18 protein-coding genes are annotated in these 19972 nt (G+C 70.3%); 7 read left to right on the top strand and 11 right to left on the bottom strand.

Annotated elements, in window-relative coordinates:
* Window positions 1–29: 29 nt before the first annotated feature.
* The gene (locus tag ACFWYS_RS29160; protein WP_384775163.1) at window positions 30–530 is read right to left on the bottom strand and encodes a nuclear transport factor 2 family protein; all 501 of its coding nucleotides are present in this window, start codon (window positions 528–530) and stop codon (window positions 30–32) included.
* Between the two features lie 71 nt (window positions 531–601).
* A complete protein-coding gene (locus ACFWYS_RS29155; protein ID WP_384775160.1) occupies window positions 602–1450 on the bottom strand; it encodes an LLM class F420-dependent oxidoreductase in 849 nt (282 codons plus the stop codon).
* Window positions 1451–1680: 230 nt separating this feature from the next.
* Here ACFWYS_RS29155 and ACFWYS_RS29150 point away from each other — a divergent pair, with 230 nt between their 5' ends.
* Window positions 1681–3207: a CehA/McbA family metallohydrolase gene (locus ACFWYS_RS29150; protein ID WP_384775157.1), complete on the top strand. Its 1527-nt coding sequence runs from the start codon at window positions 1681–1683 to the stop codon at window positions 3205–3207.
* 12 nt (window positions 3208–3219) lie between these two features.
* Here ACFWYS_RS29150 and ACFWYS_RS29145 read toward each other — a convergent pair whose 3' ends face one another.
* Both ACFWYS_RS29145 and ACFWYS_RS29140 read right to left on the bottom strand, forming a co-directional pair.
* On the bottom strand, window positions 3220–3759 hold the full coding sequence (locus ACFWYS_RS29145) for a GNAT family N-acetyltransferase (protein ID WP_384775154.1): 540 nt from the start codon (window positions 3757–3759) through the stop codon (window positions 3220–3222).
* A 24-nt stretch (window positions 3760–3783) separates the two neighbouring features.
* Complete coding sequence (locus ACFWYS_RS29140) at window positions 3784–4599, bottom strand: endonuclease/exonuclease/phosphatase family protein (RefSeq protein WP_384775359.1); 816 nt, start codon at window positions 4597–4599, stop codon at window positions 3784–3786.
* 100 nt (window positions 4600–4699) lie between these two features.
* On the opposite strand from ACFWYS_RS29140, the gene ACFWYS_RS29135 reads away from it, so the two are divergent.
* Window positions 4700–5095: a nitroreductase/quinone reductase family protein gene (locus ACFWYS_RS29135; RefSeq protein ID WP_384775151.1), complete on the top strand. Its 396-nt coding sequence runs from the start codon at window positions 4700–4702 to the stop codon at window positions 5093–5095.
* 15 nt (window positions 5096–5110) lie between these two features.
* Here ACFWYS_RS29135 and ACFWYS_RS29130 read toward each other — a convergent pair whose 3' ends face one another.
* The 5 genes from ACFWYS_RS29130 to ACFWYS_RS29110 all read right to left on the bottom strand — a co-directional run bounded on the left by ACFWYS_RS29130 (window position 5111) and on the right by ACFWYS_RS29110 (window position 11258).
* The gene (locus ACFWYS_RS29130; protein ID WP_384775149.1) at window positions 5111–5908 is read right to left on the bottom strand and encodes an alpha/beta fold hydrolase; all 798 of its coding nucleotides are present in this window, start codon (window positions 5906–5908) and stop codon (window positions 5111–5113) included.
* A gap of 62 nt (window positions 5909–5970) precedes the next feature.
* The gene (locus tag ACFWYS_RS29125) at window positions 5971–7443 is read right to left on the bottom strand and encodes an aldehyde dehydrogenase family protein (protein ID WP_384775146.1); all 1473 of its coding nucleotides are present in this window, start codon (window positions 7441–7443) and stop codon (window positions 5971–5973) included.
* Window positions 7440–9170 carry an amidohydrolase family protein gene (locus tag ACFWYS_RS29120; protein ID WP_384775143.1) on the bottom strand — a complete coding sequence of 577 codons (1731 nt, stop codon included), beginning with the start codon at window positions 9168–9170 and terminating at the stop codon, window positions 7440–7442. Before ACFWYS_RS29120 ends, ACFWYS_RS29125 begins: the two co-directional genes overlap by 4 nt.
* Window positions 9171–9266: 96 nt before the next feature.
* A complete protein-coding gene (locus tag ACFWYS_RS29115; protein WP_384775140.1) occupies window positions 9267–10385 on the bottom strand; it encodes an LLM class flavin-dependent oxidoreductase in 1119 nt (372 codons plus the stop codon).
* Between the two features lie 102 nt (window positions 10386–10487).
* The gene (locus ACFWYS_RS29110) at window positions 10488–11258 is read right to left on the bottom strand and encodes an SDR family NAD(P)-dependent oxidoreductase (protein WP_384775356.1); all 771 of its coding nucleotides are present in this window, start codon (window positions 11256–11258) and stop codon (window positions 10488–10490) included.
* Between the two features lie 177 nt (window positions 11259–11435).
* Here ACFWYS_RS29110 and ACFWYS_RS29105 point away from each other — a divergent pair, with 177 nt between their 5' ends.
* Together ACFWYS_RS29105 and ACFWYS_RS29100 are read left to right on the top strand one after the other, a co-directional pair.
* A complete protein-coding gene (locus tag ACFWYS_RS29105) occupies window positions 11436–12179 on the top strand; it encodes a hypothetical protein (RefSeq protein ID WP_384775137.1) in 744 nt (247 codons plus the stop codon).
* 55 nt (window positions 12180–12234) lie between these two features.
* On the top strand, window positions 12235–13023 hold the full coding sequence (locus ACFWYS_RS29100) for a hypothetical protein (RefSeq protein ID WP_384775136.1): 789 nt from the start codon (window positions 12235–12237) through the stop codon (window positions 13021–13023).
* Between the two features lie 8 nt (window positions 13024–13031).
* Here the strand turns inward: ACFWYS_RS29100 and ACFWYS_RS29095 are convergent, their stop codons facing one another.
* Entirely contained in the window at window positions 13032–13664 is a 633-nt protein-coding gene (locus ACFWYS_RS29095; RefSeq protein WP_384775133.1) for a response regulator transcription factor, read from the bottom strand.
* Between the two features lie 228 nt (window positions 13665–13892).
* Between ACFWYS_RS29095 and ACFWYS_RS29090 the strand changes: the two genes are divergently transcribed.
* Window positions 13893–14612 carry a transglycosylase SLT domain-containing protein gene (locus ACFWYS_RS29090; protein WP_384775130.1) on the top strand — a complete coding sequence of 240 codons (720 nt, stop codon included), beginning with the start codon at window positions 13893–13895 and terminating at the stop codon, window positions 14610–14612.
* A gap of 31 nt (window positions 14613–14643) precedes the next feature.
* Here ACFWYS_RS29090 and ACFWYS_RS29085 read toward each other — a convergent pair whose 3' ends face one another.
* Window positions 14644–15588, bottom strand: a complete 945-nt coding sequence (locus tag ACFWYS_RS29085; RefSeq protein ID WP_384775127.1) for a TIGR03619 family F420-dependent LLM class oxidoreductase — start codon at window positions 15586–15588, stop codon at window positions 14644–14646.
* Window positions 15589–15867: 279 nt separating this feature from the next.
* Between ACFWYS_RS29085 and ACFWYS_RS29080 the strand changes: the two genes are divergently transcribed.
* Window positions 15868–18726 carry a CDP-glycerol glycerophosphotransferase family protein gene (locus tag ACFWYS_RS29080; RefSeq protein ID WP_384775126.1) on the top strand — a complete coding sequence of 953 codons (2859 nt, stop codon included), beginning with the start codon at window positions 15868–15870 and terminating at the stop codon, window positions 18724–18726.
* 8 nt (window positions 18727–18734) lie between these two features.
* Window positions 18735–19835 (top strand): glycosyltransferase, encoded by a 1101-nt coding sequence (locus ACFWYS_RS29075; protein WP_384775124.1) that lies wholly within the window; start codon window positions 18735–18737, stop codon window positions 19833–19835.
* Window positions 19836–19972 lie beyond the last annotated feature (137 nt).

Here is a 19972-nt window from a genome sequence, read left to right as displayed (position 1 = left end):
GGCCGGAGCGCTGTGGTTGACGTCGGCGCTCACCGGCGGCCCCGGGCCGCGGGCGCCGGGGCGAATTCGTCCGGCAGCCGGGGAGGGGTGCCCTGGGTCCACACCACCCGCAGTGCCGAGGCGGCGATCCGCCAGCCGTCGGCCGTCCTGACCAGTTCGGCGTCGGCATGGCCTGCGGAGATGAAGACACTGCCCGAGCCGTCCGCCAGGACGTGGGTGCTCAACTGGGCGCCACGGGCGGTGGCCCGGGGACCGTCGAGCTCGATGACGGCGTTGGTGCCCATATGCACGGTCCGGTCGAACAGCGCCATCCCCTGCTGGATACGGGCCAGCAGGGCATCGCGGCCGTGGACGGTGCCGATGGGCATCTCCACGGTGACGTCCTCGGTGTGAAACGCGCGAGCCCACTCCTCATCGAAGACACCGTCGTCCAGGGACCGCAGATAGCGGTCCATCAGATCGGTGATCTCGGCGCGGTCGGTCAGGGCCCGCAGCTGTCGCTGCATCTCTTGGATCTCTTCGGTGTCCATGACGGAAGCCTCCTTCCTCAAGCACGCTTGAGGTCAAGAAGCACGCTTGAGGTCAGGGCGCCGTCCGCTCCTCACAAGAACTGCGCGTACTCGTCCAACGCCCCCAGAACCTCCGCCTCGCCCCCCGGAGGCAACTGCACCACGACCTCCTCGATCCCCAACTCCGCGTAGTGCGCGAGCTTGCCGGGGCTGGGATACACGGCGTACGGCACGACCTGGAGGGACTCCGGGTCGCGTCCGGCGTCGGCCCAGACGGTCCGCAGCCGGGGGAGGGTTTCGGACAGCCCTCGGCCGCCGATCGGCAGCCACCCGTCGGCGTACTCGCAGATGTGCGCGAACAGCTTCGGCCCGGCGGCCCCGCCGATGAGCGTACGAGGGCCGTTGACCCTCGGCCCACGCGGCTTCTGTACGGGCTTGGGGTACGCGAAACTGGGCCGGACCGACCCGAACTCCCCCTCGTACGCGGTCGGTTCCTCCGCCCACAGGGCCCGCATCAGGGCCATGCGGTCCCGGACGAGTTCGCGCCGTGTGCGCCACTCGACGCCGTGATCGGCGGCCTCCTCCACGTTCCAGCCGAAGCCGAGGCCGAGGGTGAAGCGCCCGCCGGACAGGTGGTCCAGGGTCGCGATCTGCTTGGCCAGGTCGATCGGGTCGTGCTGGGCGACCAGCGTGATGCCGGTGCCGAGCCCCAGCCGTTCGGTGACGGCGGCGGCCTGGCCGAGGGCGACGAAGGGGTCGAGGGTACGGCCGTACTCGGGCGGCAGTTCGCCACCGGCCGGGTACGGCGTGGTCCGCTCGACGGGGATGTGGGTGTGCTCGGGCAGATACAGCCCGGCGAACCCGCGCTGCTCCAGCTCACGGGCGAGCCGGATCGGGGTGATGGTCTCGTCAGTGAGGAAGATCGTGACGGAGATGCGCATGTCTGCATCTGTACCGCCTGGACGCCACGATGTCGATACCGACTGGTCGGCACAGATTGCTCGCGGAGGGCCGTGGAGGACCGTGAAGGACCGCCGGGCGTACGACAGCTGCCGATTGGCTGCCGATTCCCTTCCCTTGCCCGGGAGTTCACGGCTCAATACCAGAGTTGCACGCACCACCACTGCACCACCCACGCCATGTCACTCACGACGCCCTGGGGAGCAGCAGCATGTGCGAGGACAATCACACGGACCACGCGGGCCTGGGCAGACGCGCACTGTTCGTGACGGGAGCCGCCGCCGCGCTTACGTTGGGAAGCGTGACCTTCGCTCAAGGCGCCGACGACACCCAGGACGCGGAGACCCGCACGGTGCGGGGCACACTGCCGCCCGGGTCCCCCGACTTCGTGTATCTGCCGGTCGAAGTACCGTCCGGCGTAAGGGAGATCAAGGTCTCCTACACCTACGACAAGCCCTCCGTCCCGGCCGGCACCCCGGGCAACGCCCTCGACATCGGCATCTTCGACCAGCACGGCACCGAGCTCGGCGGCCGTGGCTTCCGGGGCTGGTCGGGCGGGGCGCGCACGGAGTTCTTCATCCGGGCGGACGAGGCGACGCCGGGGTACCTCCCGGGCCCGGTCCGGGAGGGCACCTGGCACATCGCGCTGGGCCCCTACACGGTGGCGCCGCAGGGACTGCCGTACGAGATCACGATCACGCTGACGTACGGGGAGCCCGGCGAGGCCGTGGAGCCGACGTACCCGCCGGAGCGGGCCAAGGGGCGGGGCCGCGCCTGGTACCGCGGCGACTGCCACCTCCATTCCTGGTACTCCGACGGCCGCCGCACCCCCGCCGAGATCGCGGCCCTCGCCCGGGAGGCCGGCCTGGACTTCATCAACAGCTCCGAGCACAACACGCACTCGGCGCACGCGCACTGGGCCGACGTGGCCGGCGACGACCTGCTGGTGATGCTGGGCGAGGAGATCACGACCCGCAACGGCCACGTCGTGGCCCTCGGCATCGAGCCGGGGACGTTCATCGACTGGCGCTACCGGGCCCGCGACAACCGCTTCGGTCGCTTCGCCCGCCAGATCCGCCGCGCGGGCGGCCTCGTCGTCCCGGCCCATCCGCACGCCACCTGCGTCGGCTGCAACTGGAAGTTCGGCTTCAACGAGGCGGACGCGGTCGAGGTCTGGAACGGCCCGTGGACGCCGGACGACGAGGTGGCCCTCGCCGACTGGGACAGCATGCTGGTCGCGTCGGTCCGCGAGAACGGCCGCGGCTGGATCCCGGCGATGGGCAACAGCGACGCCCACCGCAGCCCCGACCCGGTCGGCTCCCCCCAGACGGTGGTGCTCGCCGACGCCCTCACCCGCGAGGCCGTCCAGGAGGGCATCCGCGCGGGCCGTTCCTACATCGCCGAATCCAAGAACGTGTCGCTGTCGTTCACGGCATCCGGCGCCCGCGGCGAACAGGCCGGCATCGGCGAACGCCTGAAGGTCGACCGCGACACCCCGGTGACAGTCCGCCTGAAGGCCTCGGGCGCCCCCCGCTGCACGGTCCGCTTCGTGACGGACCAGGGCGTCCTGCTGACGAGCGCCCCGCTCCCGGTGTCCGGCTCCGGCGTCGTGGAGTGGCACACGACGCCTTCCTACGCGGCCTACGTACGCGCGGAACTACGGCACGAGACGGCGTTGGGCCCGCTGCCGGGCGCATTGGCGGCGTTCACGAACCCGATCTTCCTGGGACAAGGGTGAGGGTCAGGCGGGTCACAGCTCGTCGCTGAGGTCCCCACGCCGCACGGAGTACATCGTCTGCGGGGCGTCCCACTCGATGAAGTTCCTGATCGGGCGCATGCCGATCGCTTCGAGCAGGTGCCGTGAACGGCTGTTGGCCTCCTGGGTGACCGCGATGACGGAGGGATCGTCCGAGGGGATGTGGCCGAGGGCCCAGCCGACCGCGGCCGTCACGGCCTCACGGGCGTATCCCTGGCCCCAGTGTTCCGGCAGGAAGGAGTAGGAGACCTCGCGTCGGCCGTCGAACCGGGACTTCGGATCGATCGACACGGAGCCGAGTACGGCTGTCGCTTGCCGGGAGACCACGGTGAAGAGATGAGGGCGGCCCGCGAAGTTCTGCTGGTAGGCGGCCAGTTGGTCTTCCGCGACAGGCCCTCCCAGGAAGCGGCGGACATCGGCGTCGGTCCACAGCCGGGTGAAGGCGGACGCGTCGGCGGGTTCGGCGGGCCGCAGGGTCAGCCTGGCGGTCCGGAGGACGCACGGCCAAGGCTCACCGGTGGAAAGCGAGGTCATGAGCATGATCGTGACATGGGGCCTTCATTCCCCCAGCTCCGCCACCACCGCCGCATGGTCGGAGGGCCAGATGCCGTCGACCGGGCCGTCGCCCGCGCGCCGGACGGCACGTACGTGGCCCAGTCCTCCCGTGCCGGGTGGCCCCACGTGGATGTAGTCGATCCGCACGCTGGGCTCCAGCCCGGCCGCGACGTACGGGTTCTCGCGGTCCCAGGTGGCCGAGGGGGCGGACGGGCCGGCGTACTGCCAGGCGTCGAAGAAGACCTGGCCGGGCACGACCGGGGCGGTGCGGTAGCCGCCGAAGAGGCGGATCTCGTCGGAGTCGGGCCAGGCGTTGAAGTCGCCGGTGACGATCGTCGGGAAGGGCGTGTCGCCCCGGTTCTCGGCGATGAACTCGGCGAGTGCGGTGACCTGGCGGCAGCGTACGGCCGAGGCGTGCAGGGCGGAGGTGAGGTGGGTGGTGAAGAACGGGATGTCGTAGGCGGGGGTGGCCAGGCGGGTGAAGAGGGCCAGGCGGCCGTCGTCGACGTCGGAGGGGGCGGGGAGGCGCAGGGTGCGCTGGGCGGCGATCGGCCAGCGGCTCAGTACGGCGTTCCCGATGTCGGCCGTGGAGTCACCGATGCGGCGGCGCCAGCGCTCGGGGGCGGGCGAAGGGGCCCAGGTCCAGTGCATGCCGAGCTCGGCGGCCAGCCACTCGGCCTGGTTCTCACCGTCGGCGGCCCACACCTCCTGCAGGCCCACGACGTCGGGGCGCAGGTCGCGCAGCTCGGCCAGGATGGCCTTCTGCCGGGCCTCCCAGGGCCCGAAGCGCCACCACAGGTTCCAGGTCATGACCCGCATCCGCAGCCACCCGCTCTCGTCCTGCCGCGTGGGGGACCATTGAAGCAACAGTTCGACCGTCGCGCCCCGACACCCCGCAGGAGACAGGAGACCCACCGGCATGTCCCGCCTCGCCGAGCTCAGGTTCCGCGCCACCACCGGCTTCCAGCGCCATGTAGGCAATCCGGTACTGCGCCGCCTGCCCTTCCAGACGGTCCTGGAGACCACCGGCCGTGTCTCCGGGCAGCCCCGGCAAACCCCGGTGGGCGGTCGCCGGGTCGGTGACGTGTTCTGGCTGGTCTCGGAGTTCGGTGACAAGTCGCAGTACGTCCGCAACATCAAGGCCGATCCGCGGGTGCGGGTACGGATCAACGGGCGCTGGCACACCGGCGCGGCCCACCTGCTGCCGGACGACGACCCGGTCGCCCGGCTGCGCAGCCTGCCCCGGCTCAACAGCACCGGGGTCAGGGCACTCGGCACCAACCTGCTGACGATCCGCGTGGACCTCACCGGCTGACGCGTACGGCGCAGGTCAGGCCGCCTGCGCACGCTCGCACAGCTCCGTCACCAGCCGCACGACGTCCTCCGGCGCCCGCAGCGTCGGAAAGTGGTCGCAGTCCGGGTGCCGGACCAGCCGGCAGCCGGGGATCCTGGCGGCCATCACCTCGTTGCAGCGGATCACCTCGGGCTGGTCCTTCTCGCCGAGGAGCAGCGTGCAGGGGAGGTCGAGCTCGCCCAGCCGGTCGAAGGCGGGGGCGCCCTCGGTCTCGTGGCCGTATGTCGTGAACCAGGCCGGAATCGCCGCCCGCAGCAGCGTCTCGGCCTCGGTGTCGGGGTCGGGGCCCGCCCCACCCCAGATCCGCAGCGCGAGCTCGACCAGGCCGTCCGTGTCACCGGCCGTGGCCAGCCGGCCGATCTCCTCGGTGATCTCCGGCACCTCCAGGCCGTCGTAGCCGTTGACGCCCGGCACCACCAGGCCCAGAGCCGCCACCCGGCCGGGGTCGCTGAGCGCCAGGTCGATGGCCGTCCTGCCGCCCATGCTGGAGCCGACCAGGACCACCCGGGGCAGCTCGAAGTGGTCCAGGACGCTCCTGAGGTCCTCGGCCTGGGTGTACGAGACGGTGGGCGCGGGCGAACGCCCGAAGCCGCGGGCGTCGTAGGAGATCACCCGGTGGCCGCCGGACGTCAGGCCCGGCCGTACGGGGTCCCAGAGACGGGAGTCCGCGACCCCCGAGTGCAGCAGCACCACGGGCGGCCCCGCCGCCCCGTCGTCGGCCCCCGTGTCGTCGGCCCAGACCTCGCCGCCCTTGACCTGCACCATGTGTCCCATACGGGAGACTCTGCCCGTCCCCTCCTCCCACCGACAGGCACCGGCCGGTCAATCCCCGCGCCTCACCCCGGCCACACGATCGCCTGCACCTCGCTGTACGCGTGCAGGGCATACGACCCCACGTCCCGCCCCACCCCGCTCTTCTTGAAGCCCCCGAACGGCGCCTCCATGTTGCGCCCGACGGTGTTGACCCCGACTCCCCCCGCCCGCAGCCGCCGCGCGACCCGGAAGGCGCGGGCGACGTCGCCGGACCAGACGTAGTCGATGAGGCCGTAGTCGGTGTCGTTGGCGAGGGCGATGCCCTCTTCCTCCTCGTCGAAGGGGATGACGCAGACGACCGGTCCGAAGATCTCCTCCCGGGCGACCCGCATGTCGGCCGCGCAGTCCGCGAGGAGGGTCGGGGCGACGTAGAAGCCCTTCTCGTACGGCGGCCGTTCACCGCCCGCCACCACCACCGCGCCCTCCTTGCGGCCCGTCTCCACGTACGACTCCACCCGGTCCCGGTGCTCCGCCGAGATCACCGGCCCGACGACGGTGGCCGCCTCGCGCGGATCCCCGACCGTCAACCGGCCCGCGTACGCCGCCAGTTGCTCGACCATCCGCCCGTACACGCCCCGCTGGGCCAGCACCCGCGTCGGCGCCGTGCAGATCTGCCCGCTGTAGAAGGAGAACGTGGTCCCGATCCCGGCCACGGCCGACCCGATGTCCGCGTCGTCGAAGACGACCGCCGCGCCCTTCCCGCCGAGCTCCATCAGCTGGCGTTTCATGTCCCGCCCGCACACCTCGGCGATGCGCTGCCCGACGGCCGTGGAGCCGGTGAAGCTCACCATGTCGACGTCGGGGGAGTCCACGGCCGCCTCCCCCACCTCCACGGCCCGCCCGGAGACCACGTTGACCACGCCCGCGGGCACCCCTGCCGCTTCCAGCGCCTCCGCCATCCGGTAGACGGACAGCGGGTCCTGCGGCGCCGGTTTCACCACCACCGTGTTGCCCATGGCCAGCGCGGGGGCGATCTTGCCCGCCGGGTTGGCCCAGGGGTTGTTGTACGACGTTATGCAGGTGACGACCCCGACGGGCTGGCGCACGGCCAGCGCGCCCATCACGCCCGCCTTCCCCATCGGCCCGGCCTCGTTGATCTGCGGCGGAATCGCCCACTCGGCGGGCTCCACGCGCGCGTACCGCCGGAAACGGGCCGCCCCGACGCCCACCTGCAGACCCCGGGCCGTCCCCGTGGTCGCGCCGGTCTCGGCCTGGGCCAGTTCGGCGTACGGCACGAAACGCTCGCCGATGATCTCCGCCGTACGTGCCAGCACCGCCGCCCGCTCCTCCGGCGCCGTACGCGACCACGGCCCGAAGGCCTCGCGGGCCGCGGCGCAGGCCGCGTGCACCTGATCCCGCGAGGCCTCCGGAGCCCACCCGACGGTCTCCTCGCTCGCCGGGTCGACGACGGCGTAGTACCCGCCGTCCGGCTCCACCCACGCCCCCCCGACGAACAACCGCTGCCGGTCAGACGTATAAGGGCCCCCGGCGCTCACCGTGTGGCCACCGTCCTGGTGTCCCGCCCCGAACGCAGCACCCGCCCCGGTACGGCCCCGGTCACCACGTCGTCCCGGATCGCCTCGACCCCGTTGACCCAGACCGCCCGCACCCCGATCGCCCTGGAGTCCAGCCGGGGGCTGTCGCCCGGCAGGTCGTGCACCAGGGTGGCCGTACCGGCGTCGATCCGCTCCGGGTCGAAGAGCACCAGGTCCGCATGGAAGCCCTCCTGGATCCGGCCGCGGTCCCGGAGCCCGAACAACCGCGCGGGATCGTCCGTCAGCATCTTCACCGCCTGCTCCAGGCTCGCCAGCTTCCGCCCCCGCAGACAGTCCCCGAGGAACCGGGTGGTGTACGGCGCCCCGCACATCCGGTCCAGATGCGCTCCGGCGTCCGAGCCGCCCAGCATGACGTCCTCGTGCTGCCAGGCCTCGGCACGCATGGCCCAGGAGGCGGGGTCGTTGTCGGTGGGCATGGGCCAAAGAACCGTACGGAGATCGTCGTTGGCGCAGATCTCGACCATGCACTGGAAGGGTTCCAGGCCCCGCTCCGCCGCGATGTCCTCGACCACCCGCCCGCTCAGCCCACGGTTCGCCTCGCTGTAGGTGTCCCCGATGACGTACCGCCCGAAGTTCGTCAGCCGCCGGAAGACACCGGCCTCCTTGGACTCCGCCCGCCGCAGCAGCTCGGCCCGCACCTCGGGATCCCGCAGTTTCGCGATCCGCTCCGGCACGGGCAGCCCGAGGACCGGCCCCCACCCGGGAATGAGGTTCAGCGCGCAGAAGGTACCCAGCGACATGTTCATCGGCGTGAGGATCGGCATGGTCAGCGCCACGACCCGGCCACCCGCCTTGCGCGCCCGCTCACTGGCCAGCAACTGCCTGGGCACCCGCTCGGGAACCGCCGAGTCGATGGTCAGCACGTTCCAGTTCAGGGGCCGCCCGGCGGCGGCGCTCATCTCCGCCAGCAACTCGATCTCGGCGTCACTGAACTGGTCCAGACACCCCGCGACGATCGCCTCGATCTGCGTCCCCTCGTGCTCCCCGACGGCCTTGGACAGCGCGAGCAGCTCCGGGGCCTCCGCGTGCCGGGACGCCACCGGCTTCCCGTCCCCGTCGGAGTGCGTGGACGACTGGGTGGTGGACAACCCCCAGGCCCCGGCCTCCATGGCGTCATGCAACAGCCGCACCATCTCCGCGAGTTGCGCCTCACTCGGCTGGCCCCCGACGGCCTCCGCCCCCATCACATACCGGCGCAGCGCACAGTGCCCCACCATGAACCCGGCGTTGACGGCGACCCGCCCCTCAAGGGCATCCAGATACTCCCCGAAGGAACTCCAACTCCACGGCGCGCCCTCTTCGAGCGACACCAGCGACATCCCCTCGACCTTGGACATCATCCGCCGCGTGTAGTCGGCGTCCTCGGGCCGCGAGGGATTCAGCGGCGCGAGCGTGAACCCGCAGTTGCCCGCCGCGACGGTCGTGACGCCGTGGTTGAGGGAGGGCGTCGCGTACGGATCCCAGAACAGCTGGGCGTCGTAGTGGGTATGGGGGTCCACGAAGCCCGGGGCGAGGACGAGCCCGGTGGCGTCCTCGGTGGTCCTGGCCTCTTCGGTGACGGTACCGACGACGGCGATACGCCCGTCGCGGATACCGACGTCGGCGGTGTACGCAGGCGCACCCGTCCCATCGACAACGGACGCGCCTTTGATGACGTGATCGAGCATGAACGCTGCCTCCTTGAACTCCGGGCCGGCCTGCCTACCCAGGGGCGCGGGGAACTGCGCGACCAGCCCCCACGCACCCGCACCCCGCGACGACGATCAAGCCCCCGCCCGGAACCGGGACGTCCGATGGACAGGATCCGTATCGATCTTCGGAATCACGTGCTCCCCGATCAGCCGAATCGTCTGCAACGTCTCCTCCTTCGGCACCCCCACCGGCAGCCCGAAACTCAGCTGATCCGCCCCGGCCTGCTCCCACCGCTTGCACTGCCGGAACACCTCGTCCGGGTCCCCGCAGATCAACAGCTCCTCCTCGACGAGGAGTTCGACGAACTCGGGGGTGTACTCGGGCAGCGTCTCCGGCCAGACGGGGAAGCCCTCGGGGCGGGGGAAGGTGTCGTGGTAGCGGAAGACCAGCGAAGGCAGGTAGTGCAGACCGCCGCTGACGGCGATCTCTATCGCCTCCGCGTGGGTCGGCGCACAGATCGCGGTGGTCGTCACCATCACGTTGTCGTTGACGAAGTCCCCCACCGGCTCCGCGTCCACGACCGCCGTCTTGTACTGCTCCAGCACCCACTCCATGTCGGCGACCTTCTGCACACTGAAGCCCAGCACCCCGAGCCCCTTCTTGGCCGCCATGGAGTACGACGCCGGCGATCCGGCCGCGTACCACATCGCCGGATGCGACTTCCCGTACGGCTTGGGCAGGACCTTGCGCGGGGGCAGCTGCCAGTGCTTGCCCTGGAACCCGACGTACTCGTCCTGGAGCCACATCTTCGGGAACTCGGCGATCGTCTCTTCCCAGATCTCCTTGGTGTGGTTCATGTCGGTGATCCCCGGCAGGAACCCGAGGATCTCGTGCGACCCGGCGCCGCGTCCGCTGCCGAACTCGAAGCGCCCCTCGGAGAGATGGTCGAGCATGGCCACCTTCTCGGCGACCTTGACCGGGTGGTTGACCTGGGCGAGCGGGTTGAAGATCCCGGAGCCCAGATGGATCCGCTCGGTGGCGTGGGCCAGGTAGCCCAGGAAGACGTCGTTGGCGGAGAGGTGCGAGTACTCCTCCAGGAAGTGATGCTCGGACGCCCACGCGTACTTGAAGCCCGAGGTGTCCGCCTGGATGACGTACTCGGTCTCCTCCATCAGCGCCTTGTGCTCGGCGAGCGGGTCGGTCTCGGCGCGCTTGCCCACGTATCCCTGTACAAAGAGCCCGAATTCCAAGGAGGTTCACCGTCCCCGGTTCCAAAGATTTCTGACACACCGTCAGTTTCGATGACTGTCGCACCACCGGGATGGAGGGTCAATACCTGATGGACAGTCAGATCAGATGACGCTGACGCCCGCCAGCCAGCCCCCGTCGATCACGAACGGCTGCCCGGTGATGTACGAGGAGTCGTCCGAGGTCAGGAACAGCGCGAGCCGCGCCACCTCCTCCGGCCGACCGATCCGCCCGAGCGGCACGAGCTTGCGGTAGAGCCCGTCGAGCGCCCGTGAGGTCTCCTCGGGGTCCGCCTCCGCATCCAGCAGCGAGGGGTTGGACATCGCGGTGTCGATGGCGCCGGGACACATGGCGTTGACCCGTATCCCACGGGGCGCCAGCTCCAGGGCCGCGACCCGGGTGAGGCCGAGGATGGCGTGCTTGGTGGCGGCGTACGTCCCCACGGCCGCCATACCGGTCACCGCGGTGTACGAGGCCGTGTTGACGATCGTGCCGCCGTCGGCCATCTCCGGCGCCACCGTCTTGATGCCGAGGAAGCAGCCGACCTGGTTGACCTGCACGACCTGCATGAACTCGGCAAGGGGCGTGTCCACGAGGGAGTTGAAGCGCAGGATGCCGGCGTTGTTGACGAGCCCGTCGACCTGGCCGTACGCCTCACGCGTGGCGGCGACGGCGGCCTGCCAGTCGCCTTCCCGGCCCACGTCGAGATGGACGTACCGCGCGCCGATCTCCTCGGCGAGCGCCTCGCCCTGCTCGTCGAGCACGTCGGCGACCATCACGCGCGCACCCTCCGCGGCGAAGAGGCGCGCCTCCTGCTCCCCCTGTCCGCGCGCCGCCCCGGTGACGATGACGACCCGTCCGTCGAGCTTGCCCATTACGGCCCCCTTCACGGTGGACACGGCGGACTCCGCATCGTAGCGCCATACCTGACGATCCGTCAGATGCAAGCCCGAGTATGGCTGCCGGGCGTTGCTGAGGCGAATCTCACGTGACCCGCGAGTAGGGATGTTTGACCCTGTCGGCGTCGGTCAAGGGAATCCAAAATCCCTCCCATGTCCAAGCGGAGACTGAAGAACAGGAAAATCCGGATCGTGGCGGTCGGATCGGCCGTCGTGACCGGCGGGGCCCTGGCCGCCGTACTGCTGCCGTCGGCGAACGCCGCCGAGGAGAAGACGCCGGACCAGATCATGGATCTGTGCAAGCGGGCCGAGGTGCTGAACGGCAAGCAGCAGTCCATTTCCGATTTCGGCGGGCACCCGATCGCCGGACCGAGTTTCGGGTCCGACAACTGCGATTTCGTGGAGACGAAGTTCGAGACCTTCGACGGTCCGGCCGAGAAGTCCTCCATCGATTTCCCGAACTGTGAGCCGAACGCGACCGAAGCGGCGAAGGTGTCGATCACCTGGTCGGCGACGGCGGCCCAGGGCCAGGGCAAGTACACCGTCACCCAACAGGGCGGCGGTGGAGGGGTCTTCGGTGCGCTGAGCGGATCCTGGGTGAAACACAAGGGCACCCTCGACATGACCGTCAGGTCGGCGACCGCCGGTGACACCGAACAGCGAGAGGTGCCGGTCGGCAAGGTGCTCCACATGGAGTTCACGCCGAAGATCCAGCGGATGACCGGCGAATGGCGGGTACGGATCGACGCCGACCCGGGCGGCTTCGCCACGAACCCGTCCCCCGAACAGAACTTCGCGGCGCCGGAGGTCGTCGAGGGCCCCGTCGTCCTGCCGGGCGCGGCGGGTGCTCCCGGTGTCGTGGACGGCACGTCCAAGGCCGTACTGAGCGACTGCTGACCGGTTTGACCGGCTGCCCCTCCTCTCCCTCCCCCACCCCTCACAGGAGAACCCCATGACACGCGCCGGGCGCAGAAGCCACCGGAGCAAGAAGAAGCGCATCACCCTGGCCCTGGCCCCCGTGGCGGCCCTCGCGGTGGCCGTACCGCTGATGAGCTCGGCAGGGGCCGCCACCGCCTCCGAGGTGACCGCCGACTGCTCGGCGGACTCCGGCAAGCTGGAGAACTGCCAGTTCGTTGACGTCCAGTTCAAGCGGGACAGCCTCGGGCCCAACGAGCGGGTCTCCGCGGTGACCGACAACTGCGGATCGACGGCCACCGCCTCGAAGACCTTCAACGTGAGCGCGTCCGTCACCCGGACCATCCAGCTGGAGGACGGATTCACCGCGGGTGCGGACACGAAGCTCGGCAATTCCTTCTTCGAGATCGGCCTGAAGTTCAGCACCTCGGAGATCAACATCACGCGGGACGACAAGACGACCACACTGGCGTTCAGCAGGACGGACACCGTCCAGGGGGACAGCCTCGGATTCTTCATGTGGTCGGCGAAGCGCACGGACGTGAGCGGATTCCTGCGCGCCACCTACAAGGAGGCACAGGACGGCCAGAAGGTGTTCTTCGCCCCGAGCGACGGCGCCGCGAGCGTGCACGTCTTCTATCCGCAGCTACTGAAGAACGGCTCGCCCGACGGGCGGCTGTGGCTGCGCAATGTGAAGTGCGGAACTCCGGAGGCGTCGGGCCTGAGGAATTCGACGCGGGCCCTCAGGTCGGAACCCGGATTCGGTGAGGGCGGCGAGAACGTCACCGACGTCGAGATCCCGCTGGCGGAGGTTCCGGCTCCGTAGTGCGGTTCTCAGGTGCGAAGTACGGGCGCGGCTCCCAGCCAACGCAGGACCGCGTCCGTGCTGCCGCGCGCGTCCAGCTTGGCGTAGATGTTGCTGAGGTTGTTACGGACGGTCTTCTCGCTCAGCCGTAATCGCAGGCCGATCTCCTGCGCACCGAGCCCGGTGGACAGCAGTTCCATGATCTGCCGCTCACGCGGCGACAGCAGCGACCGCAGCCGCTCCATCGCCTCACCGCCCGCGGGCGTCCGCCGGGCCCCCTCCCGCAGGGCCGCGCACGCCACCGGGGAGAGGTAGGTGTGTCCGACCGTGGCGCCGACGACGGCCGAGGACAGCATGCAGGCGCAGTAGTCCCCCTCGACCAGGTATCCCGCTCCGCCCCGGAACATCTCGACGATCGTCTCGGTGTCCCGGCGCCGGCTGACGACGATCACCGGAACGCCCACGGCCCCCAGCTCGGCCAGCGCCCTCGACGGATCACCGCAGTACAGGACGACGACATCCACCCCTGGCGGTACCCGGAACGGCGGAGCAAGGCGCACGGCCCGTCCCACATGGCGGTCGTCCGGAGCCGGCCAGTCGTCGTGCGGCCACTCACCCTCGGCACAGGCGAGGGCGACGGAGAGTCGCTGGGAGGATCGCATCGAACGTGTCCTTCCGCCGGGACCATGACGTCCGTACGTCCGTACATACGCGACCCGGCCCAGACTTGTTCAAGACTTCAACAGGCTGCTGCATGCGGGGGGGGCTCGCAGTACATGACAACCCATCAGATAAAAGTGCCGGAGCCGATGCATCCCATGCGGCCGCTCAACCGTTCTAATCTTGCGACGCTCAACCCTCTTGATCCGGCGTAGGTGAAAGGAAAACGTGTGAGCGGGAATTTAGTGCGGGGATTCGCGGTGGCCTCGGCCACGGCGGTCACCACGGTCGGCGCCGTCACGGGAGTCGCCCAGAGCAGCACCCACCAGGCGGCGGACGACACCGAAACGGCGGCGGGCGACTCGACGCTCCTCGCGGACCTGCCCATGGGGCAGCAGGCCCAGGTACAGGCGGCCTACCTGACCCAGCAGGCCGACACCCAGGCCATCGCCGCGGACAACAGCGCGCGAAGAACCGCGGAGCAGACCGCCCGCAAGCAGGCCGCGCAGGACGCGATCGCCAAGCAGAAGGCGGCTCAGCGGAAGGCGGACCAGCAGAAGGCCCTGCAGGAGGCCAAGGACCGCCAGGAGGCGCAGCAGAAGGCGGCCCGCTCGTCGACGGCCTCGGGCCCCATCAGCCTCGCGCCGCAGTCCTCGTACACCGCCGCCGACGCCAAGGCCATCGCTCGGCAGATGATGTCCGGCGACCAGTTCCAGTGCTTCAGCAACATCGTGGACCACGAGTCCGGCTGGAACTACAAGGCGGTCAACCCCAGTTCCGGTGCCTACGGTCTCGTGCAGGCATACCCCGGCTCCAAGATGGCGTCCGCCGGATCCGACTGGCAGACGAACCCGGCCACCCAGATCAAGTGGGGCCTGAACTACATGAACGAGCGCTACGGCAGCCCCTGCGACGCCTGGACGTTCTGGCAGGCCAACGGCTCCTACTGAGCCACCCCAGGTGGGGCCGCAGCGCCCGCCCCTACAACAGCGGCCCCACCTCCGCACCGAACACCCCGATCTGCTCGGCGAGTTCGGCCCTCCCCCGGTTCCTGAACCGCACCTGGATCTGGTCCACCCCCATCGCGCGATACGCCCGCAGCGACTCCGCCAGTTCCTCCGGCCGGCCGGTGAGGGTGCGGCGGCCGACGTCCCACCCCGGCTCCCCGACGTACAACGGCTCGGTGATGGCGCCGACAGTGAAGGGGGCCTCGATGCCCGCCTCCTCCCTCAGCCGCCGTATCCGCGCGATCTGCGCGGGCAGCCGGTCCCGCGGATCCCCCTGTGGCAGCCAGCCGTCGCCCTTGAGCGCGGCCCTGCGTACGGCGGCCGGGGACGATCCGCCGACCCAGAGGGGGACGCGCTCCTGGACGGGCCTCGGGAGCTGACCGAGGCCCTCGAAGTCGTAGAGCTTGCCGTGGTGCTCGGGGAACTCCTCGGGACCGAGGGCGGCCCGCAGCGCGTCGATCGACTCGTCCAGCACGGGTCCGCGCCGCTCGAAGTCGACCCCCAGCGCCTCGAACTCCTCCCTCACATGCCCGGCCCCGACCCCGAGGATCAGCCGGCCGCCGCTGAGATGGTCGAGGGTGGCGTACTGCTTGGCGGTCAGGAGGGGGTGGCGCAGGCCCACGACCGCGACGTGGCTGAGCAGGCGTACGTGCTCGGTGGCCGCCGCGAGGAAGGCCAGCGTGGCCACGGGGTCGTACCAGATCGTGCTCATCGCGGAGGCCAGGCGGCGCGGGATGGCGACGTGGTCGCAGCAGGCGACGTAGGCGAAGCCGGCCCGGTCGGCGGCGCGGGCGACGGCCAGCAGGTCGTCGGGGCCGGCGGTGGCCTCCCAGGGTTCGGCGTAGATCGTGCTCTGGGACTGGACGGGAAGCTGGATGCCGTAGGCGAGTCGTCGCCCTTCCGGCGGCAGGGCGGGCATGGCGTCCCCTTCACTGGCGGTCCGGCGTATCGAGTGACGCGGACTACATGGTCGTATCTGACGGACCGTCAGACAAGGGGTGGGGCGGTGGCGAATACGGCGAGGGTGCGGTGACGAACACCTCACCCTCCGTGCGCAGCCGGTGCCACCAGACCCCCGGAAGCAACCACGTCGCCCTCCCGGGCATCTACCTCAGTGGACCCTCGGCGGCGTGATCGTCTTCAGGGGGTGTAAGTAGTGATGAATGGGGTGAATGTGGACGGGGATCAGCGACCCGCCATGTCCGACGTCGCCATGTCCGTCGTCGTGATCGTCTACAACGACGAGGCCAGACTGCCCACGGCCGTACGCTCGGTGCTGGAGCAGTCGCTGCGCAGCGTCGAGGTCGTGATCGTCGACGACCACAGCACGGACGGCTCGTACGAGGTGGCCCGCCGGCTCGCCGCCGAGCACCCGGGCCGGGTGCGGGCGTACCGGCTGGCCGAGAACAGCGGCGGCTGCGGCGCGCCCCGCAACCACGGCATCCAGCAGACCCGCGGTGAGTACGTCGTCTTCCTCGACAGCGACGACGTCCTGCAGCGCGACGCCTGCCGCAACTTCCTGGAGGCGGCCGAGACCACCGGCGCCGACCTGGTCTCCGGCCTCACCGTGCGTGTCCACGTGGACTCACGGCACCGCAAGGAGGTCAAGTGGTACCCGTGGCTGTACAGCCGTACCCGCACCCTCGACTCGGTCACCGAGCTGCCTGACCTGCTGGTCTTCGACACCCTGTCGACCAACAAGTGCTACCGCCGTCGGTTCCTGGTCGACGGCGGCCTTGAGTTCCCGGTCGGCATCCACTACGAGGACCTGCTCTTCTCCGCGCAGGCGTACACGGCGGCCCGCCGCATCACGCTGATACCGAACCGGGTCTACGACTGGAACGTGGTCGAGAAGGCCGGTGCCAAGTCGATCAGCAACCGTCGCGCCGAGATCGCGAACTTCGCGCACCGGATGGAGATCCACCGCCGGGTCGACGCACTGCTCGCCGAGAAGGACATGGCGGAGCTGAAGTTCCGCAAGGACGTCAAGTTCCTCAAGCACGACCTGGTGCTGCACCTGCGCGACCTGCCCTTCCGGGACGCCGCCTACCGCCAGGAGTTCGCCGCCCTCGCCCGCACCTATCTGACGTCGATCGACCCGGCCGCGTACGACGAGGTCGAGCCGATCCACGCGGTCTGCGCGTATCTGCTGCGGATGAGCGACTGGGACAACCTGCTGCCGGCCGTGGACACACTCACCAACCGTGACAAGGTCTCCGCCCCGCTCACCGAGCGCGACGGGCGGGTCTACTGGTGCGCCGAGCACATCGACGAGGACCCCTTCGCGCGCCGGATCCTGGACGTCACCGAGCTCGGCTACCACACCCGGCCGGTCGGGAAGCTGTTCCCGCGCAACGAACTCACGGAGTACCGGCAGGACGGGCAGCAGGGCACGGGCGGTGTCGTCCGGCTCGCGGGCCGGATCACCAATCCGCTCGGCGTGATCGCGCCCGGCGCCAAGCTCACCGCCGAGCTGGAGTTCTCCGCCCGCCGCAAGGGGCTGCGCCTGCAGACGTTCCGCTTCCCGGTGGCGACGGTGCGGCACGAGGGTCCGTATGTGTCCTGGGAGGCCTCGGCGAACCTGTCGAAGGGCCTGCGCCCGCTCGGCATCGTGGACGCCGTCTGGGACGTACGGCTCCACCTGGACGTCGACGGGGAGCGTACGACGACGCGCCTGACCGCCACCCGGCCCGGTCTCGCGACCGGCGAGGTGCCGGTGCGCCCGCGCCTGACCCGGCTGGTCGCCGACCGGGTCGAGCCGGAGATCTCCGCCCGCGGCCATCTCGCGTTCCGGCTCGTCCCCGGCAAGAAGGCGAACGACCTGGTCCTGCGCGGACTGCAGGGCGCCCCCGGCCGGCTCGCCAAGGCCGGCTACCGCAAGGCGAAGGCGCTGCGCAAGCGTGCCACCTCCGGTGAGACCAAGCTCCGCGTCTACCACGACGTCTACCTGCGGATGCCGGTGCAGAAGCGGCTGGTGGTCTTCGAGAGCCATCTGGGCCGGCAGTACAGCGACAGCCCCAGGGCGATCTACGAGGAGATGCGCCGCCAGGGTCTCGACTTCCAGGCGGTGTGGTCGTACACGGGCCGCCCGCAGGGCTTCCCGGCCGACGCCACGCTGGTGCGCCGCTGGTCGCTGCCCTACCTGAAGGCGCTGGCCCGCGCCGAGTTCTGGGTCGACAACCAGAGCTACCCGCTGAAGCTGACCAAGCGCCCCGGCACGACCTACATCCAGACCTGGCACGGCTCCGCGCTCAAGCGGATGGGCTTCGACGAGGCCGGCTGGAAGCTCAAGTCCCGCCCCGAGCAGGCGGAACAGCAGCGCACCCTGGACCGTTTCGACCACTTCCTGATCCGCTCGGAGCACGACGTCCGCACCCTCGCCAAGGCCTTCCGGCTGCGCGAGAAGACGCTGCTGCGCGTGGGCTACCCGCGCAACGACGAGCTGGTGGCGGCCCGGGGAGCGACCGAACGCTCCGCGCTCGCCGACGAGTTGGGCATCCCGGCCGACAAGAAGGTGCTGCTGTACGCGCCCACCTTCCGGCAGCAGGGCGGGCGCCGTTTCGCGCTGCCCTTCGACGTGGACCGCTTCGCGGAGGAGTTCGGCGACGAGTACGTCCTCCTCGTCCGCGCGCACTACCTCAACCACGTGGTGCTGCCGCCGTCCGTGCGGGGCCGTGTCATCGACGTCTCCGACCACCACGACGTGACCCCGCTGCTCGCGCTCGCCGACGCGCTGATCACGGACTACTCGTCGGTGATGTTCGACTACGCCCTGCTGGACCGGCCGATGCTGTTCTTCCCGCACGACTACGAGGAGTACGTGCACGAGGGCCGCGGCACCTACTTCGACCTGCTGGAACGCGCACCGGGCCCGGTCGTGCGCACCGAGGACGAACTGCACTCCGTGCTGCGGGAGCAGTCGCTGGAGGAGCAGACCGTCAAGTACGCCTCCGCGCGGGAGCGGTTCGTGGCCGACTTCGGCGAGTACGACGAGGGCACGGCCGCGCAGCGCATCGTCGATGAGTTCTTCACCGACTGGAAGAAGAAGGCACAGTGACGGAAGGCATGACGGAGCAGGACGGGCGGGATGTCTTCCTGGTCGCCAACAGCGTGGACGAACTGGGCGGAGTGACCAGCTGGTCCCACCAGATGGCCCGGCTCTTCACCGAGCGCGGCCACCGCGTCCACGTCATCGGCATCACCACCCCCGAGGACCCGCACGACCTCGGCGAACTCCCCTACCCGACGACCCGGTTGTACGCCGGGCAGCCGCCGGCCCCCGGCCGGGCGCGGGACACGAGCATGCGGGAGAAGGCCGGGGTGCTGACGAACCTGTTCCGCGCCGCGCGCCCGGGCGGGGTCGTCATCGTGACCCAGGTGTGGGCGATGGAGTGGGTGAACCTCGCCGACACCGCCGGGCTGACCGTCATCGGGATGAGCCACGAGTCCTTCGAGACCTCGAAGCGGTCCTCGCGCTTCCGGCGGGTCCTCAAGCACTACGCGGACGTCGACCGGATGCTCGTCCTCACCCGCGAGGACGCCGACCTGTGGATAGGCGCGGGCCTCAACAACGCCTCCTTCATGCCGAACGCCGTGCCCTGGCTGCCGGAGGAGACCTCGCCGCGCACCGAGAAGGCCGTCATCAGCATCGGCCGGCTCAGCGACGAGAAGGGTGTCGACATGCTCCTCGACACCTGGGCGGAGGTGGCCCCGCGCCACCCCGGCTGGGTGCTGAAGGTCTACGGCTCCGGAGAGGACGAGGAGCTCCTCAGGAAGCAGTGCACCGCCCTGGGGCTCGACGACTCCGTGCGGTGGATGGGCCGCACCAGCGATGTGCAGGGCGCCTTGCGGGGCGGCTCGGTGTTCGCGCTGTCCTCCAGGGGCGAGGGCTTCCCGCTCGCGCTCATGGAGGCCATGGCGATGGGCGTCCCCTGCACGGCCTTCGACTGCGCCCCCGGCGTCCACGAGATCATCCGGGACGGTGAGGACGGCCTGCTCGCCAGGCCCGGGAACACCGGCGAACTCGCCCGCAAGCTCGACCTGTTGATGTCCGACGCGGGGCTGCGCGACCGGATGGGCGAGGCGGCGCGGGAGAGCATCCGCAGGTACGGGGCGGACGAGATCGCGGGGCGCTGGGAAGCGCTGTTCGGGTTCCTGGAGAGGTAATGAGGTAATGCGGTGGGGGGGGGGGGGGGGGGGCCCCCCCCCCCCCCCGGGGGTAGTGGTGATATGGGGGGGGGTGTGGGCGCGACCCCCCCCCCCCCCCCCCCCAATAAGTTAGAACGCCACCGGCCCCGACGCTC

The organism is Streptomyces sp. NPDC059010 (assembly GCF_042740355.1).
Classification (GTDB): Bacteria; Actinomycetota; Actinomycetes; order Streptomycetales; family Streptomycetaceae; genus Streptomyces.
Note: the sequence above shows the minus strand (reverse complement) of the source record. Positions and strands in the feature narration are given on the sequence as shown.

Excerpts from the sequence above, each read along its gene's own strand:
- ACFWYS_RS29110 (WP_384775356.1), bottom strand. The coding sequence starts at position 11,258 with ATGGGCAAGCTCGACGGACGGGTCGTCATCGTCACCGGGGCGGCGCGC.
- ACFWYS_RS29155 (WP_384775160.1), bottom strand. The coding sequence starts at position 1,450 with ATGCGCATCTCCGTCACGATCTTCCTCACTGACGAGACCATCACCCCG.
- ACFWYS_RS29140 (WP_384775359.1), bottom strand. The coding sequence starts at position 4,599 with ATGCGGGTCATGACCTGGAACCTGTGGTGGCGCTTCGGGCCCTGGGAG.
- ACFWYS_RS29130 (WP_384775149.1), bottom strand. The coding sequence starts at position 5,908 with ATGGGACACATGGTGCAGGTCAAGGGCGGCGAGGTCTGGGCCGACGAC.
- ACFWYS_RS29160 (WP_384775163.1), bottom strand. The coding sequence starts at position 530 with ATGGACACCGAAGAGATCCAAGAGATGCAGCGACAGCTGCGGGCCCTG.
- ACFWYS_RS29080 (WP_384775126.1), top strand. The coding sequence starts at position 15,868 with ATGTCCGACGTCGCCATGTCCGTCGTCGTGATCGTCTACAACGACGAG.
- ACFWYS_RS29105 (WP_384775137.1), top strand. The coding sequence starts at position 11,436 with ATGTCCAAGCGGAGACTGAAGAACAGGAAAATCCGGATCGTGGCGGTC.
- ACFWYS_RS29150 (WP_384775157.1), top strand. The coding sequence starts at position 1,681 with ATGTGCGAGGACAATCACACGGACCACGCGGGCCTGGGCAGACGCGCA.
- ACFWYS_RS29135 (WP_384775151.1), top strand. The coding sequence starts at position 4,700 with ATGTCCCGCCTCGCCGAGCTCAGGTTCCGCGCCACCACCGGCTTCCAG.
- ACFWYS_RS29120 (WP_384775143.1), bottom strand. The coding sequence starts at position 9,170 with ATGCTCGATCACGTCATCAAAGGCGCGTCCGTTGTCGATGGGACGGGT.
- ACFWYS_RS29100 (WP_384775136.1), top strand. The coding sequence starts at position 12,235 with ATGACACGCGCCGGGCGCAGAAGCCACCGGAGCAAGAAGAAGCGCATC.
- ACFWYS_RS29085 (WP_384775127.1), bottom strand. The coding sequence starts at position 15,588 with ATGCCCGCCCTGCCGCCGGAAGGGCGACGACTCGCCTACGGCATCCAG.
- ACFWYS_RS29075 (WP_384775124.1), top strand. The coding sequence starts at position 18,735 with ATGACGGAGCAGGACGGGCGGGATGTCTTCCTGGTCGCCAACAGCGTG.
- ACFWYS_RS29145 (WP_384775154.1), bottom strand. The coding sequence starts at position 3,759 with ATGACCTCGCTTTCCACCGGTGAGCCTTGGCCGTGCGTCCTCCGGACC.
- ACFWYS_RS29095 (WP_384775133.1), bottom strand. The coding sequence starts at position 13,664 with ATGCGATCCTCCCAGCGACTCTCCGTCGCCCTCGCCTGTGCCGAGGGT.